The following is a 15,272-nucleotide window of genomic DNA, read 5'->3' as shown; positions in this document are numbered from 1 at the left end:
GTGATTCGATGGACACGTGGCTCGACGAACGGGGGCGCCGCGACCGGGCGGTGCGCAGCGGGGCGAGAAGACGGTACGGGGCGGCACGGCGTTGCGCGCCCATCTCGTCGCGCCGTCGGACGATCGGCTCGGGGTGCGACGGTGGGCCGCCGACGCGCAGGCGGTGATCGACGGTGCGGTGCCCGCGACCGGAACCGCGCCCGGTTGGCGACCGTGGCGTGTGCACGGCGGTCCGGGGACGGGAAAGACGTCGCTGGTCGGCGATGCCGCGGTGGCGCGGTTACGCACCCCCGGCGTCGATCCGGAGTCGATCCTGGTGCTCGCGGCGAGCAGGCGTGCGGCGGTCGCACTGCGCGAGGAGATCACCCGCCGGGTGCTGGCCGGTGGTGATGTGAGTGGTGCTGGTGACGCTGGGGGTGTGAATGGTGACGGGGCCACGGGCGCGCTGCGGGAACCGCTGGTGCGCACCGTCCACTCGTACGCTTTTGCGATCCTGCGGTTGCAGGCCGCCGCCCACGGCAACCCGCCGCCCCGGCTGATCACCGGCTCCGAGCAGGACGTCGTGTTGCGTGAACTGCTGGCCGGCGACATCGAGGACGGCGCGGACTACTGGCCGACGCATCTGCGTCCGGCACTGGGCACCGACGGGTTCGCCCAGGTGTTGCGCGACTTGATGATGCGCGCGGCCGAAAGGGGTGTGGGCCCCGAGGAACTTGCCGCGCTCGGGCGCACGCACAAGCGTCCGGAATGGACGGCGGCGGCTCGCGCGTATGCCCAGTACGAGCAGAACATGCTGTTGCGCGGCGCCGTGGGACTCGAGACTCCCGGGGCGTCGGCGCCGGCGGTCGATGCCGCCGAACTGGTGGGTTCCGCGCTGTCGGCGTTCGCGACCGATCCCGACCTGCTGCGCGCCGAGCGCGCCCGCATCCGCCACCTGATCGTCGACGATGCCCAACATCTCGATCCGCAGGCCGCCGAGCTGGTCCGTCTCGTCGGCACCGGCACCGACTCCACGATCATCACCGCCGACACCGATCAGTCCATCTTCGGTTTCCGCGGGGCGAGCCCGCGTTTCGCCGACGAGCTGGCCGCGCGCGGGGACCAGCGTGACGTGGTTCTCGACGTCGATTTCCGGTCGCATCCCGCGATCGGCGTGGTCGGCCGCGCCCTGGCGGCGCGGTTGCCCGGGGCGCGACCACATCCGTACCCGCAGTCGGAGCGCATCGACGCCGTGACCGGCGATGATGGGGCCGGTGGCGATGACACCGGTGGCGCTGCGGTGCGCGTCTTCTCGTCGGCGGCCAAGGAGGCCACCGCGGTCGCCGACCTGCTGCGCCGTGCGCATCTCTTCGACGGGATCGCCTGGTCGGAGATGGCGGTGATCGTGCGATCGGTGCATCTCGCGTTGCCCGCGTTGCGTCGCGCGTTCCGGTCGGCCGGCGTGCCACTCACCACCCCCACCACCGATCTGCCCATTCACCGGCAGCGGTCGGTGATCGCGCTGATGACCGTGTTGCGGGCCGTCGCCGCGCGTTCGGATGCCGACCCCGATGCCGAAGATTTCACCATCGACGACACCGTGACGGCGCTCACCGGGCCCATCGGTGCCGCCGACCCCGCTGCGATGCGGCGCCTGCGGCGCGGCATCCGGCGTGCGGACGAAAAGGCGGCAGCCGACATGGTTTCCGCCGGTGCCGGCGATACCGATGCGGCACAGGGTGATTCGCTCACCTCCCTGCGCCGTGCCCTGCTCGATCCCGAGGTGGCGCGCGGATATCTCGATGCGCTGACCGACACCGAGAGTGAACCGTTGCGACGGGTGCTGGACGTGATCGGCGACGCCGCACGGACCCATCGTGCGCATCGCGGGATCGAGGAGACGTTGTGGTCGGCCTGGCAGGCAACGGGATTGGAGCGGCGTTGGGCGGCCGCAGCCCTGCGCGGGGGGCCCGCCGGTGAGCAGGCCGACCGCGACCTCGACGCGGTGATGGCGATGTTCGAGGCGGCCGCCGACTTCTCCGACACGCTGCCCGCCGCCGGGCCGGGCGCGTTCGTCCACTATCTCGGGCAGTTGCAGATCCCGCGGGACAGCCGGACGCCGGTCGCGGCAACGGATTCGGTGACCGTGCTGTCCGCGCACGCCGCCGCCGGTCGCGAATGGGACGTGGTGGCCGTCCCCGGAGTGCTCGACGGATTGTGGCCGTCGCTGCGCAGTCGCGGCAGCGTGCTGGGCACCGCCGACCTCGTCGACATCCTCGACGGTCTCGACCCGGAAGGGATCGGGCATGTCGCACGCAGTGCCGGAGCGCTGGCCGACGAGCGCCGGTTGCTGCTGGTGGCGTGCAGTCGGGCGCGACGTCGGCTGCTCGTCACCGCGGTCGAGGACGGTAGCGGTGACGCGTCGCCGTCGCGATTCGTCTCCGAGATCGCCGAGGCACTGGCGGCCGGTGGCGCGCACGACCCGGAGATGTCCGAGGTGTTGCCGCTCGATCCGGGCGTGGACCGGGTGCTGTCGTTGCCGTCGCTGATTGCGACGCTGCGGTCGGTGGTGATCGCCGGAGCATCTGGAACACAACCCGACGACCGCACCCGTGCCGCCGCCGAAATCCTTGCCCAGCTGGCGGATTCGGATATTCCGGGTGCGCATCCCCGGGATTGGTTCGGCTTGGCCGGACCGAGTACCGACGCTCCGCTGTGGCGGCCCGACGACGGGCCGGTCACGTTGTCGCCGTCGAACATCGAGAACCTCACCACCTGCGCGTTGCGCTGGATGCTCGAACGCAACGGCGGACGTGACGCCGACGGCACACCGGCCATCGCGGGCAGCCTGGTGCACACCCTGGTGCAGGCCGTTGCGGGCAACATCGAACCCGACGAGGTCACCGCGGCCCTGCGCGGCATCTGGGATCGCGTCGACACCGGGGCGGCGTGGTACTCGGCGCACGAACTCGCCCGCGCGGAGACCATGCTGACCAATTTCCGTGAGTGGCTGCGTCTTTCCCGCGATGACCTGCGGGAGGTGGGAGTGGAGTCCGCGATCGACGGGACGGTGGCCGCCGACGGAGACGACCCGGCGGTGCGGTTGCGCGGCCGGGTGGACCGCCTCGAATCCGATCACTCGGGCCGTCCCGTGGTGGTGGACGTGAAGACCGCGAAAGCCGCGGTCTCCCACGCCGACGCGCAGGCGCACGCGCAGCTCGCCGCCTATCAGGTGGCACTCGCCCATGGCGGGTCGTCGCGGTTTCCCGCCGGATCCGACGGTCGGGTGGAACCCGGCGGCGGTCGGCTCGTCTACGTCTCGGCCGAGAACCGGTCCACCGGTGCCGCCGAGCGGTCGCAGGAACCGTTGACCCCGGAACTCCTCGACGAGTGGATCACGGTGGTGCGGTCGGCGGCACGCGCCAGCATCGGTCCGGTGTTCGACGCCACCCCCAACCCGGGCTGCGGGCACTGCCCGCTGGTCACCAGCTGTCCGGCGCAACTGCCCGGTAAGGCGGTGATCGATGACTGAATCACTCACGCGCACAACGCTGATCTCGGCGACGTCGCTGGCCGCGGCGCTGGGTTTGCCCAACCCCACACCGGAGCAGGTGGCGGTGATCGAAGCGCCCGCCGAGCCCGTCCTGGTGGTTGCCGGTGCGGGAGCGGGTAAGACCGAGACGATGGCGTCGCGGGTGGTGTGGCTCGTCGCCAACGGCATCGTGGCGCCCGACGAGATCCTGGGGCTGACGTTCACCCGCAAGGCGGCGAGCGAACTCGGTGCCCGCATCCGCCGCCGGCTGTCGACGCTTGCCGCGTCGCCGGCGCTGATCGGGTGGGACCCCGACGGGTCGCTGGCGTCGCGGTTGCGTAGCGCCGACCCCGAGGTCAGCACCTACCACGCCTACGCGGGTCGGCTCATCGCCGACTACGGTCTGCTGCTGCCGGTGGAACCGGGTTCGGTGTTGCTGAGCGAAACCGAACTGTGGCAGCTCGCCTTCGGCATCGTCGCCACCTGGACCGGGCCGCTGCACACCACCAAGGTGCCCGCCTCGGTCACCGAGGCGGTGTTGCGACTGCACGGTGAAATGGCCGAGCATCTCGTCGAACTCGATGATCTGATGGCCTGGGGCGACGACCTGCGGTCGATGGTCGACGTGCTGCCGAAGGGGCCCCGACAGCACGCCAACCCCAACAAGGAACTGCTCAAGATCCAGGAGGTCATCGACGAACGGCGTGAACTCATCCCGATGGTCGCCGCCCTGCGTGCCGCGATGCGTGAGCAGTCCGCCCTCGACTTCGGCAGCCAGATGTCGCTGGCCGCGCAGTTGGTGCAGCGGCATCCGGAGGTCGCTGGCGCCGAACGCCGGACATTTCGCGCGGTGTTGCTCGACGAGTACCAGGACACCGGTCACTCGCAGCGCATTCTGCTGGCCACCCTGTTCGGGCGGCGGCCCGGCGGCACCGACCGCGCATCGGGTATCGCAGTCACCGCGGTCGGCGATCCGATCCAGTCGATCTACGGCTGGCGTGGTGCATCGGCGGCCAACCTGCCGCGCTTCACCACCGATTTCCCGCGCGCTGACGGTAGCCCGGCTCAGCGGCTGGAATTGCTGACCAGCTGGCGCAATCCCGCACACACGCTGCACCTGGCCAACGAGACGTCCGACGAGTTACGGCGACGCGGGATCCCGGTGAGCGTGCTGCGTCCGGCGCCCGACGCTCCCGCCGGCACGGTGGCGATCGCGCTCACCGACACCGTGCTCACCGAACGTGCCTGGCTCGCCGACCAGGTGGAACGTCGCTACCGCGATGCCGAACGCGACGGCACCGACCCGCCGACGGTGGCGATCCTGGTGCGGCGCAACGAGGATTCGGCGCCGTTGGCCGCCGAACTCGAGGCACGAGGCATCCCCGCCGAGGTCGTGGGCATCGGTGGGCTGCTGCACGTGCCGGAGATCGAGGACATCGTCGCGACGTTGCGCGTGATGGCCGACCCGATGGCGGGCACCGCGGCGATGCGTCTGCTGACCGGTGCGCGGTGGCAGCTCGGCGCCGCCGACATCGCGGCACTGTGGCGGCGCGCCACCACGCTGGCGGCCCGGGGTGCGGCAGCGGCGACCGGTGTGGTCACCAGTCGTGAAGAACTCGACGCCGCCCTCGACGCGGTGCTGCCGACCGAGGTGGTCGACCGCGCGGGCATCGCCGACGCCATCGTCGACCCCGGTCCGCCCGACGCGTACAGCGACGTGGGATTCGCTCGCATCCGGGCGTTGGGCGGACAGCTCGAATCGTTGCGCCGACGTATCGGGCAACCGCTGCCCGAGCTCGTGGCCGACGTCGAGAACACCATCGGCGTCGGCGTGGAGGCACAGATCCGTGCCCGCCGTATGCGCGGATCCATCAGCGGCCGTGAGCATCTCGACGCGTTCGCGGAGTACGTCACGCACTATGCGGAACGTCCGGGCGCCAACCTACCCGGGCTGCTCGCCTTTCTGGAGGCGGCCGAGACCATCGAGAAGGGACTCGAACCCGGTCGGGTGGAGGTGGCCGAACAGCGGGTGCAGATCCTGACCGTGCACGCCGCGAAGGGACTGGAATGGGACGTGGTGGCCATTCCGCATCTCGCCGACGGCATCTTCCCCGGCGGCAAGGCCGACACCACCTGGCTGCGCAGCGCCAAGGAACTGCCCGGCCCGCTGCGCGGCGACCTCGCCGAACCCGGGACCGGCGAGGGTTTCCCGGTGTTCGACATCTCCGGTGTCGGCGACCGCAAGGAATTCGCCGATGCACTGCAGGAGCACAAGGAGGACATCGACGCACGCAGGCTCGAGGAGGATCGACGGCTGCTGTATGTGGCGCTCACCCGCGCCCGCCGCGAACTGCTGATCTCGGCGCATCACTGGTCGGAAACGAGGGACAAGCCCCGCGGCGGGTCGGAGTTCTTCGACGAACTCCTCGAGATCATCACCGCATCGATCGCCGACCCGGACTTCGACTCGGCGGGCATGACGGTCGACGTCATGGCCCCGCACCCGCCCGACGGGGCCACCAATCCGCTCGCCGAACGCGCGGTGCTCGAACCGTGGCCATTCGACCGGCTCGGCACGCGTCGCACCGAGGTCACCGCTGCGGCCGATCTCGTGCTCAACGCCATCTCGAGGCGCGAGGCCCCGGCCCTGTTCGACACCACAAGCACCGACACGATGGGCGCCGGTAACGCAGCCGGAGCCGCCGATGGCAGGGGTGAGGAGGTCGCCGCGTGGCGGGCCGAGGCGGCGGCCCTGCTCGACGAGCATCGGCGCGGCAACCAGGCCGTTGTCGACGTCACGCTGCCCTCGCACCTGTCGGTCAGTCAGCTCGTCGACCTCGACACCGACGAACGGGAATTCGCCCGCAGGCTGCGTCGGCCGACCCCCTTCCGGCCCAATCCGACGGCGCGGCGCGGCACCGCGTTTCACGCCTGGGTGGAACGCTGGTTCGGGGCCACCCGTCTGCTCGACATCGACGAACTCCCCGGTGCCGCCGATTCCACCGCCACCCCCGACGCCGACCTCGACACGCTGCGGGACGCGTTCCTGGCGTCGCGATGGGCCGCGCGGACACCGAGCGAGGTCGAGGTGCCCTTCGAAACGGTGATCGGCACCACCGTGATCCGTGGTCGGATCGACGCGGTGTTCGCCGAACAGGGAGGGTCCTGGCTGGTGGTCGACTGGAAGACCGGAGCGGTCCCCGAACCGTCGGCACGCGCATCGCTCGACATCCAGCTCGCCGCCTACCGGCTCGCCTGGGCGCAGCTCGCCGGGGTACCGGCCGAACGCGTGCGTGCGGCATTCCATTACGTGCGTTCGGGTTTCACCCTCGAGCCCGACGAGCTACCCGATCGTGCTGCGCTCGCCGCGCTTCTCGCCCCCTGACCGGGCGACGGTGATCGACCCGGATTCCACCTTGATGGGCTAGATTCCACTCTGTGATTCATCCGTGGACCGGCGACCCGCGCGCCGGCAACCGACGCCGGCGGCCGGACTGATGGCGGCCCGCCGGTTCCGGCGCCGATGGGGTGGCTCCGATTTGTCCGAGGGCCCCGATTACGCCCTGGTGGGTGTGGTCCGCATCCCCGAACTGCAGCAGAGCCCGGGTCGGGCCATCGGCAAGCGCGTCATCTTCGCCATCGTGGCGCTCTTCTTCACCGCGACCGTGGTGTATCTCGACCGCGACGGTTACAGCGACGTGCAAGACAATCCACTGTCCTTCCTCGACGCCCTGTACTACTCCGCGGTGACGTTATCGACCACCGGTTACGGTGACATCGCGCCGCTGACTCCCACTGCCCGTGTTATCAACCTGCTCATCATCACCCCGCTGCGCGTGTTGTTCCTGATCGTGTTGATCGGTACGACGCTCGAGGTGCTGACCGAACGGTCGAGGCAGGCACTCAAGATCCAGCGCTGGAGGAACAACTTGCGCAATCACACCGTGGTCATCGGTTACGGCACCAAGGGACGCACCGCCGTCGACGCGATGATCGGTGACGGCATCAAGCCGGCCGACATCGTGGTGGTCGACAGTGACACAGGAGTGCTCGAGGCCGCCGAATCCGACGGACTGGTCACCGTGCGTGGCGACGCCACCAAGTCCGACGTGCTGCGGCTCGCCGGTGTCGCGCACGCAGCGAGCATCGTGGTGGCCACCAACCGTGACGACACCGCTGTCCTCGCGACGCTCACCGCACGCGAACTGAACCCGCGCGCCAAGATCGTCGCGTCCATCCGCGAATCCGAGAACACCCACCTGATGCGGCAATCGGGCGCCAACTCGGTGGTGGTGTCCTCGGAGACCGCGGGACGGTTGTTGGGAATCGCCACGATGACGCCGTCGGTGGTGGAGGTGATCGAAGACCTGCTGACGCCCGATGCCGGCTACGCCATCGCCGAACGTGAGGTGGATCCCACCGAGACCGGCGGATCTCCCGTGCACACCCGCGACATCGTGCTCGGCGTCGTCCGCAACGGCGTGCTGCACCGTGTGGACGACATGGAGGTCGAACAGATCGAGGCCGGTGACCGGCTTCTCTACGTCCGCAAGGGGCAGTCGGGCGACTGACCGCGGAGTAGGACCGACCGGGGAGTAGAAAGTGTCACATGGCCGAGTTCGTGTTCGACAGTCCACCGTTGTTGTCCCGCGCCACCTTTGACCGTGCCGACGAGATCCGCGATCAGCCCGACCGCATCCGTTCGGGGTGGCCCACCGCCCTGGTGTTGCGGATCGACGGTTCCGGCCGATACCCGGTGACCGCCGACGGCGCGCTGCGCTGGGTGCCGTCGAGTGAGGTGGCCGACGACCCGCCCGCCGACGCGGTGTTCCTGGCGCATACCGACACCGACCTGTGGGCACTGCGCACCGACCATGCCGACGGACCCACCCAGGACCCCCGTCGCGGGGCGCACCGCCTCGATCCGGACGAGGCCGGTCTGCTCGCCACCGCATTGGGCGTACTGAACTGGCACACGTCGGCCCGCTTCTCGCCCGTGGACGGCAGCCCCACCGCGCCGGCCCGCGCAGGCTGGGTGCGACGCAACACCGTGACCGGCGCCGACGAGTTTCCGCGCACCGATCCGGCCATCATCACCGTGGTCCATGACGGTGCCGACCGTATCCTGCTCGGCCGCCAGGCGGTGTGGCCCGAACGCTGGTATTCCACTCTCGCCGGCTTCGTCGAGCCCGGAGAATCGTTGGAGCAGTGCGTGATCCGTGAGGTGCACGAGGAAGTCGGCATCACCGTGCGTGATGCGCGCTACCTCGGCAGTCAGCCGTGGCCCTTCCCGCGGTCCCTGATGCTCGGATTCTCCGCGATCGGCGATCCCGACGAACCGCTACGGTTTCTCGACGGCGAGATCGGCGATGCGCAGTGGTTCCATCGCGACGAGGTGCGCGAGGCCCTCGATCGCGGCAACGAATGGGTGCGTCGCGTGACCCCCGTTGATCACGACGGACCGCCTCCGCGCTTGTTGTTGCCGGGATCGATCTCGATCGCGCACGCCCTGATCACCGCCTGGGCTCGCGGGCCTCTCGAGTCGAGCGTGCCCACTTCGTAGTCGAGCGTGCCCAGATCCGGGTCGAGCGTGCCCAGATCCCGGTCGAGCGTGCCTTGCCGCCGATCGAGCCTGCCCGCCGCTGATCGAGCCTGCCCCGCCGCTGATCGAGCCTGCCCCGCCGCTGATCGAGCTTGTCGAGATCACTCCCGCCCCGTCGGTGGTGACACAGATGGGACGGCTGTGCGAGGCGACGACAATAATTGTCGTTGCCGCGCGTAAACGTCCCAGTTGTATTCGCGTTCGAGTGGTTTCGACAAGCTCAACCAGCGGTGGCAGCTCAACCAGCGGTGGCAGCTCGACCAGCGGTGGCGGCTCGACCAGCGGTGGGGGCTCGGCCAGCGGTGGGGGCTCGATCAGCGGTGGCGGCTCGATCAGCGGTGGCGGCTCGATCAGCGGTGGGGGCTCGACCAGCGTGGGAGCTCCATCAGCACTGGTTCGGAACACCGACCGGCCCCTCGTTGTTACAGCACCCATGAGCAATGTGATCGACGACGACGCTTCGGGCCGTGTGTCCGACTCCGGTGAGCTGACGATGTACACCACGAGCTGGTGCGGGTACTGCAGCCGCCTGAAGACCGGTCTGCGCAGCCTCGGCGTCACCTGGCAGGAGGTCGACATCGAACTCAACCCGGACGCGGCCGAGTTCGTCGGCAGTGTGAACGGCGGCAATCACGTGGTACCCACGGTCCGCTACGCCGACGGCACCACCGCCACCAATCCGTCGATCGCCGACGTCAAGGCCAAGCTGGGCGTCTGATCAGCCGGTCATCCCGGGTCATCCACAGACCGCCCGCGGCGGACGAACAGCGTCGGAGGCGGGTGCGATAGTGGAACCCGTGCCCGAATCTCCGCCAACCAGTACCCGCTCGCGCCGCGATCGGTCGATTCTCGACGGCCTCGATCCCCAACAGCGTGCCGCGGTCACCGCGCCGCGCGGCCCGGTGTGTGTGCTTGCCGGTGCGGGCACCGGTAAGACCCGCACCATCACGCGTCGCATCGCGTATCTGATCGACGGCGGCCAGGTGAATCCCGGTCAGGTGCTGTCGGTGACCTTCACCGCGCGCGCGGCCGGCGAGATGCGGTCGCGACTACGCTCGCTCGGGGTCGGCGGGGGCGAGGGTCCCGGCGTGGCCGCACAGACGTTCCACGCGGCGGCGATGCGTCAGCTGCGCTACTTCTGGCCCCGGGCGTTCGGCACGCTGCAATGGGAACTGCTCGACAACAAGTTCCCGGTGGTCTCGCGCGCCGCGCGTCGTGGAGGTCTCGACACCTCCACCGACACCGTGCGCGACCTGGCGTCGGAAATCGAGTGGGCCAAGGCGTCGCTGATCGAGCCGGAACGCTACGCCGATGCGGTCACCCGGGCCCTGCGCGACACTCCCGCACCGCCCGAGCAGGTGGCGCGGGTCTACGCCGCCTACGAGGACGCAAAGGTCTCACCCGACGGTGATCGTCTCCTCGACTTCGACGATCTGCTGATCTACATGACCCAGATCCTCGCGTCCGATGCGGGACTGGCCGAGGAGTTCCGTTCCCGCTACCGCTGCTTCGTGGTGGACGAATACCAAGACGTGACACCCGCGCAGCAGGGCTTGCTCAACGCCTGGCTGGGTGCCCGGGACGATCTCACCGTGGTCGGCGACGCCAATCAGACCATCTACACCTTCACCGGTGCCACCCCCCGCTACCTACTGGACTTCGGCCGACGATTCCCCGAGGCGTCGGTGGTCCGCCTCGAGCGCGACTACCGGTCCACACCGGAGGTGGTGAGCCTGGCCAACCGGGTCATCGGTGCCGGCCGCGGGCGCATCGCCGGAACCCGGCTGCAACTGGTCGGTCAACGCCCCTCCGGGCCGGAACCGGAGTTCACCGAATACGACGACGAGCCCGCGGAGGCGGCGGGCGTCACGGCCGCGATCAAGCGGCTGATCGCCCAAGGTGTGCCAGCATCGGAGATCGCGATCCTCTACCGGATCAACGCCCAATCGGAGAACCACGAGCAAGCGCTCACCGAAGCCGGAATCCCGTACCAGGTGCGCGGCGGTGAGGCCTTCTTCACCCGCACCGAGGTGCGGCAGGCGATGCGGCAGCTGACCGCCGCGGCAGAGCGTGGAGTCCGCGACGGCGTCGACGTGCCGACCGTCGTCGGATCCGTGCTGGCCGAGCTCGGCATGACGGCCGAGGAGCCGTCGGGCGCCCAGGCTCGCGCCCGGTGGCATTCGTTGCGGGCGCTGTCAGGGCTCGCCGACGACATGGTGGCCGAAAACCCGGAACTCACCCTGCACGATCTCGTCGCCGAACTCGCCGCCCGGTCGCAGGCCCGGCACCCACCCACGGTGCAGGGCGTCACGCTGTCGTCGCTGCACGCCGCCAAAGGCCTCGAATGGGACGCGGTGTTCCTGGTGGGTCTCACCGAGGGCTCCTTGCCCATCAGCCAGGCCATCAAGGCGTCGACCGAGCAGGTCGAGGAGGAACGGCGACTGTTCTACGTCGGTATCACCCGCGCCCGCGAGCATCTGCACATCTCGTGGGCGGTGGCCCGCAACGAGGGTGGTCGTGCACGGCGCAGATCGCGCTTCCTCGCCGACATCGTCCCCGACGATTCGCCGGCGTCCCGGATCGCCCCGGACTCGAAACGCAAACCCCGTCGCGGCCCCATCTGCCGCGTGTGCGGATCCCGCCTCATCGACTCCACCGCGACCCTGCTGGGTCGCTGCGCCGACTGCCCGTCCGATCTCGACGAGGGCTTGTTGGTCGCGCTCAAGGAGTGGCGACGTGAACGCGCCGCGTCGAAGAAGGTACCCGCCTTTGTGGTGTTCTCCGACAAGACTCTGCTCGCGATCGCCGAGCAACGGCCCACCGATTCGGCTGCGCTGGTGTCGATCTCCGGTATCGGTGCGGCCAAACTCGACGAGTACGGCGCCGAGGTGATCGATGTCGTCAAAACCGCAGGTCAAAAATAGGTTGTGCGTTCCGGAGCGCACCACCTAGTGTGGTTCGGGTCAGCACGGGAAGTCACCGGCACGCCCACGCGTGTCGTCGGCCCTCGCACATGGAAATCGACACCGGAAGGAGTGGATCAGTGAACGGCATCATCGGCGCCAACGGCAGCATTGCCACCGGCATCGGCGCGAGTGCGCCCTGCGCGCCCGTCCGCGATCGCTCCGCGGTAGCGGCGCCCGCGCACACGGTGCCCGCACCTCACGATTTCCATCTGGTGCGAGCGCCCCGGCGGTTCCCCGTGCACATCCGAAAATCTCTCGGCTAGAGGGTTTTCGACACGCCACACGGCCACGGGTGAATCGCACAGGCGACCCGTGGCCTTTCTCGTGATCGACGTCCATCCCCATCTCGGGACGGAATGGTTCTCATCACGTCGAGGTCAGAGGTCTCCGACACCAACGACAACCTCGAACAAGATGTGGAGCAACCCCCATGACCGTCGAATGCACAGACATACTCTCCCTCACCGAATCGTGTATCCCGGCGGACCGCACGTCGGTGACCCGGACGAGCCTGCCCTGCCAGGAATCCGACGCCGACCTGTGGTTCGCCGAAGACCCCCGTGATCTCGAACGCGCCAAGGCACTGTGCACCGAGTGCCCGCTGCGGGCCCAGTGCCTGGCCGCGGCCCTCGACCGCGCCGAGCCCTGGGGCGTGTGGGGCGGCGAGATCTTCGAGCGCGGCGCGGTGATCGCACGGAAGCGTCCCCGAGGTCGCCCGCGCAAGAGCGCAGCCTGACATGTCACGCGTCGAGGTCGTTCCGGTGGCCGGAAAACCCTCCTGTGAAGGGTTTTCCGGCCAATGCGCCGGACAGTTCACCCCGCGGATTGTGGGACGCCGCCGCCGCTGCTGCCGCCCGCAGATTCGACGACCCGCGCGGTCTCGCGACACTCAGTCGGCCAGCCCCGGCACCCACTTCTCCATGATCGCCCGGTAGGGGGCCTCCGCGTCGAGCTGGCTGGCGATGCCCACGCATCCGGCCAGGACCCGGAACACCATCACATACTGCTTGGGCACGTTGAGGTTTCGGGACGTCTTGTACACATCGCCCCGCACATCGGTGGCGTGCCCGGCTGCCCGTTGCAGCCACTTGCGGCTGAAATGGAACGACTCGGTGTACAGCGGATCGACGTACGGCTTGAGGTAGGCCTCGATATCGGCCGGGGTGACCCGATCGGCACGAGAACGCAGGATGAATCCCGCGTCGATCATGCGTTCCTTGAGTTCGTCGTACTCCTTGTCACGCGCGAGCCGCAGGATCGGACCGGTCTCCGGTGGCAGACCGTTCGGGTAGTGGCCGACGGCACCGAAGTCGAGCACCCCGAAGCGACCGTCGTCGGTGATGAAGAAGTTGCCGGGATGCGGGTCGCCGTGCAGCAGACCCACGCGGAACGGCGAGGAGACCTCGAAGGTCGCCATCCGCGCGGCGGCCTCGTTGCGGGTCGCTTGATCGCCGGAGGTGATGATCCTCGACAACGGTGTGCCGTCGAGCCATTCCGACACCACCACCTTCGGGGCGCTGGCCACCACCTTGGGAACCACGAAGTCGGGGTCGCCGTCGAAGGCTTTGGCGAATGCGCGCTGGTTGTCGGCCTCACCCAGGTAGTCAAGCTCGGCCTCGGTGCGGTCGATGAGTTCGTCCATCATCGACTTCACGTCGGTACCGGGGGAAAGCTTCTGGATCATCCCCGACATCCGCGACAACGTCTTGAGGTCCGCCTTGAGGGCCTGGTCGGCTCCGGGGTACTGCACCTTGACCGCGACCTCGCGGCCGTCGGCCCAGATGCCCTTGTGTACCTGGCCGATGCTCGCCGAGGCGGCAGGCGTGTCGGAGAACTCGCGGAAACGCTCACGCCACCGGGTGCCGAGCTGCTGATCGAGCACCTTGTGCACCCGATCGGCGGGCAACGGCGGCGCCTCGGCCTGGAGTTTGGTGAGCGCCTCACGGAACGGCTCGCCGAACTCGTCGGGGATGGCGGCCTCCATGATCGACATGGCCTGGCCGACCTTCATCGCGCCGCCCTTGAGTTCACCGAGGACCGAGAAGAGCTGCTCGGCGGCCTTCTCCATCAAGTCCTGGTTGATCTCGTCCTTGTCCTTGCCGACCATGCGTTTGCCGATGCCCGCGGCTGCGCGCCCCGCCATGCCGATCGGTAGTGACGCGAGCCGAGCGTTGCGTCGGTGCTGCCCACGCGTGATGTCGGTCATAACGTCCTTTCCTCGTACAGGATAGATGACCGTAGCTGTGCTCCCGGTGAGCGTTCAGCTCGCGATCGGCTGAGACCGACACCTGCACAGCGGATGCGGTGACCACCGTTTGACGACGATGCGCAGGGTGGAGGTGTGCAGTTCGACGGTGTGGTCGACGAGGAGGGGAGTGGCCGCGGAGTCGGCCGTTCGGATGGCGATGGCGAGTTGCTCGACGTTCTCGTGGACGAGTGCGGCGGTCGCCCGCACAGCCGCCGCACTGCCGTGCCCGCTCACCCGCACGAGCTGGGCCGCCACCACCGGCCACGCGGGGTCGGTGTCGGCGCGATGGAGGTCGACGCAGCCCAGGCAGCTGGTGAGACCAGGCAGCACCAGTGGTCCCAGGACTCCGACGCCATCGCGCATCCGCACCTGTAGGTGCGGGGTGCCCGACGCGTGCAGCCCCGTCACCACCATCGGGTCGTGCACCAGGTAGTCGGTGAGGATCACCAGATCGGCCGAGCGTCCGACGCTGTGCTGTGCCGGACGTTGCGCCGAGCGCGTGACGACGAATCCGGCGTCGGCCAGCGACCCGGAGACCTGCTGGGCCAGCGGTCCGGGACCGTGTACCCGGATGCGTCTGAGGCGGGCGGCATCGGTGCGATCCGCCCGGCCGGTGGTGCGTGCCCGTCCCAGGACGACGAGCTGAGCGAGCAGCACGTCCAGTTCGGGCCAGGTGAGGCCGACGGACGCCAGTTCGGCGCTCACCTCACGGCGGTGGCGCGGTTGCGTCAGTGAGTCGAGCAGACCGGCGACACGACGGGCCGACACCTCAGGGTCGAGTTCGATGACGAGCGCATGTTCGGGGTCGGTGCCGAGCTGGATGCGGTTGCCCGGCCGCAGCAACACCATCGTGCCCGGTGCGAGGACGGGCAAGGTGCCGGTGGGTCTGCTGGTCGGCGACGAACCACGCGGTGGGTGCCCAGGCTGTGCCATGGGCACACTCTG

General features: G+C 69.2%; 9 protein-coding genes. 7 read left to right on the top strand and 2 right to left on the bottom strand.

Annotation, left to right across the window (positions count from 1 at the left end; translation table 11 throughout):
• The first annotated feature begins 16 nt into the window (after positions 1-16).
• The 7 genes from ACWDTD_RS01710 (at position 17) to ACWDTD_RS01680 (ending at position 12,815) form a co-directional block, all read left to right on the top strand.
• Positions 17-3,511 (top strand): ATP-dependent helicase, encoded by a 3,495-nt coding sequence (locus ACWDTD_RS01710; RefSeq protein ID WP_449745317.1) that lies wholly within the window; start codon positions 17-19, stop codon positions 3,509-3,511.
• Positions 3,504-6,896, top strand: a complete 3,393-nt coding sequence (locus ACWDTD_RS01705) for an ATP-dependent helicase (protein WP_449745316.1) — start codon at positions 3,504-3,506, stop codon at positions 6,894-6,896. The genes ACWDTD_RS01710 and ACWDTD_RS01705 overlap by 8 nt, the downstream gene beginning before the upstream one ends.
• A gap of 112 nt (positions 6,897-7,008) precedes the next feature.
• Positions 7,009-8,082, top strand: coding sequence for a potassium channel family protein (locus ACWDTD_RS01700; RefSeq protein WP_449745482.1), 1,074 nt, complete (start codon positions 7,009-7,011; stop codon positions 8,080-8,082).
• 38 nt (positions 8,083-8,120) lie between these two features.
• Positions 8,121-9,074, top strand: a complete 954-nt coding sequence (gene nudC / locus ACWDTD_RS01695; RefSeq protein WP_449745315.1) for an NAD(+) diphosphatase — start codon at positions 8,121-8,123, stop codon at positions 9,072-9,074.
• 472 nt (positions 9,075-9,546) lie between these two features.
• On the top strand, positions 9,547-9,831 hold the full coding sequence (locus tag ACWDTD_RS01690; protein ID WP_449745314.1) for a mycoredoxin: 285 nt from the start codon (positions 9,547-9,549) through the stop codon (positions 9,829-9,831).
• Positions 9,832-9,901: 70 nt separating this feature from the next.
• A complete protein-coding gene (locus ACWDTD_RS01685; protein WP_449745313.1) occupies positions 9,902-12,037 on the top strand; it encodes an ATP-dependent DNA helicase UvrD2 in 2,136 nt (711 codons plus the stop codon).
• 472 nt (positions 12,038-12,509) lie between these two features.
• Positions 12,510-12,815, top strand: a complete 306-nt coding sequence (locus tag ACWDTD_RS01680; protein ID WP_449745312.1) for a WhiB family transcriptional regulator — start codon at positions 12,510-12,512, stop codon at positions 12,813-12,815.
• Positions 12,816-12,968: 153 nt separating this feature from the next.
• Here the strand turns inward: ACWDTD_RS01680 and ACWDTD_RS01675 are convergent, their stop codons facing one another.
• Both ACWDTD_RS01675 and ACWDTD_RS01670 read right to left on the bottom strand, forming a co-directional pair.
• Entirely contained in the window at positions 12,969-14,285 is a 1,317-nt protein-coding gene (locus ACWDTD_RS01675) for an ABC1 kinase family protein (RefSeq protein WP_449745311.1), read from the bottom strand.
• Positions 14,286-14,339: 54 nt separating this feature from the next.
• Entirely contained in the window at positions 14,340-15,260 is a 921-nt protein-coding gene (locus tag ACWDTD_RS01670; protein ID WP_449745310.1) for a hypothetical protein, read from the bottom strand.
• Positions 15,261-15,272 lie beyond the last annotated feature (12 nt).

This window comes from Gordonia sp. NPDC003425 (assembly GCF_053588635.1).
The sequence above is the reverse complement of the archived record's forward strand: the minus strand, read 5'-3'. Positions and strand labels throughout refer to the sequence as shown.